Here is a 1962-nt window from a genome sequence, read left to right as displayed (position 1 = left end):
CTGGTTGTCCACCGCGGCGTAGTCGAAGGTGGTGGTGCCGTTCCAGTTGGCGTTGGGCACGAAGGTGAGGCTGGCGGCATTGCCGGTAGCCGACACGCTGTCTCCGATGGCCAAGGCCACGCCGTTCAGCAGCAGGGTGCCATTGGCCGGCAGCGACTTGATCACGAAGCTGGCGACGCTGCCGTCGAAGTCCGAGCCGCTGAGGCTGACCGGGATGCCGGCTGCGTCTTCGTTACCGGAAGCAGACGTCGCGTTGGTTTCAGGCGCATCGTTGACCGACGCCACGGTGATGGTGCCAGTGGCCGGGGTGGCATCTTCCAGCCCCTGGTTATCCACTGCGGCGTAGTCGAAGGTCGCGGTGCCGTTCCAGTTGGCGTTCGGCACGAAGGTGACACTGGCGCCATTGCCGGTGGCCGGGACGCTGTCACCGATGTTGAGCGCCACGCCGTTCAGCAGCAGGGTGCCATTGGCCGGTAGGGATTTGATGATGAACTGAGCAACCGTGCCGTCGAGGTCCGAGCCGCTCAGAACAACCGGAATACCCGCCGAATCTTCGTTGCCCGCACCGCTGGCTGCATTAGTGTCCGGCGCGTCGTTCACCGCCGTGACCGTGATATCCAGCGTCGAGCTGCTGCCGGTGTTGGTTGTGTAGGTGACCTGGGGTACCGCACCGTTCCAGTTGGCATCCGGGGTAAAGGTGTAGTTGCCGTTGGCTGCAATGGTCAGGGTGCCTACGCCGGCAATCACGGCACTGGAACCCGCGGTGAAGGTGCCGGGTACGTTATTGATGCTGAAGGTGGCAACGGTGAGGGTGTTATCCACATCGCTGTCGTTGCCCAGCACATTGCCGGTGGCCGGGTTGTCTTCAGCCACGGAGTTGGTATCGGCGACCAGGGCCGACGCATCGTCGACCGGGATGACATTGCCAAAGCTCAGCTCGGCAGTACCAGTGGCGGTACCGTCGCTCACCGTATAAGTGGCGGTGGGAACCGGGCCGTTGTAGTTCGGGGCCGGCGTGAAAGTGAAGCTGCCGTTGGTGTTGATCACCAGGGTGCCGACGCCTGCGAGGGTGGCGCTCTGGCCAGCCAGGTAGGTACTGCCGCCCACTTCGAACTGGGTAACGGTCAGCGTGTCGTTATCGACGTCGCTGTCATTGGTCAGGACATTGCCGCTGGCCGGGGTGTCCTCGGTCACCAGGACCGGGCCGTCATTGCTGGCGACAGGCGCGTCATTTTCCGGGGTAACGCTGATATCCAGCGTCGAGCTGCTGCCGGTGTTGGTGGTGTAGGTGACCTGCGGGATGTCACCGTTCCAGTTCTGCACCGGAGTGAAGGTGTAATTGCCGTCAGCAGCGATGCTCAGGGTACCGACACCGACGATCACGGCGCTGGTGCCAGCGGTGAAAGTACCGGGCACGCCATTGATGCTGAAGGTCGCGACGGTCAGGGTGTTATCCACATCGCTGTCGTTGCCCAGCACGTTGCCGGTGGCCGGGTTGTCTTCGGCCACGGAGTTGCTGTCAGCGACCAGGGCGGACGCATCGTCAACCGGGGTAACGCTGATATCCAGCGTCGAGCTGCTACCGGTGTTGGTGGTGTAGGTGACCTGCGGGACGTCGCCGTTCCAGTTCTGCACCGGGGTGAAGGTGTAGTTGCCGTTGGCGGCGATGGTCAGGGTGCCCACGCCGGTGATCACTGCGCTGGTGCCAGCGGTGAAGCTGCCGGTGACGCCCGATACGGTGAAGCTGGCAACGGTGAGGGTGTTATCTACATCGCTGTCGTTGCCCAGCACATTGCCGGTCGCCGGGTTGTCTTCGGCGACGGAATTGCTGTCAGCGACCAGGGCGGACGCATCGTTCACCGGAGTCACGGTGATATCCAGCGTCGAGCTGCTGCCGGTGTTGGTGGTGTAGGTGACCTGCGGGATGTCACCGTTCCAGTTCTGCACCGGAGTGAAGGTGTA

General features: G+C 63.1%; 1 protein-coding gene. It reads right to left on the bottom strand.

Features of this window, described 5'->3' with window-relative positions; all coding sequences use genetic code 11:
* A partial coding sequence (locus tag MnOB_RS28955) for a beta strand repeat-containing protein (protein WP_158713863.1) occupies nucleotides 1-1962 on the bottom strand: 1962 nt, incomplete at both ends.

This window comes from Metapseudomonas resinovorans (genome assembly GCF_002003485.1).
GTDB lineage: Bacteria > Pseudomonadota > Gammaproteobacteria > Pseudomonadales > Pseudomonadaceae > Metapseudomonas > Metapseudomonas resinovorans_D.
The sequence above is the reverse complement of the archived record's forward strand: the minus strand, read 5'-3'. Positions and strand labels throughout refer to the sequence as shown.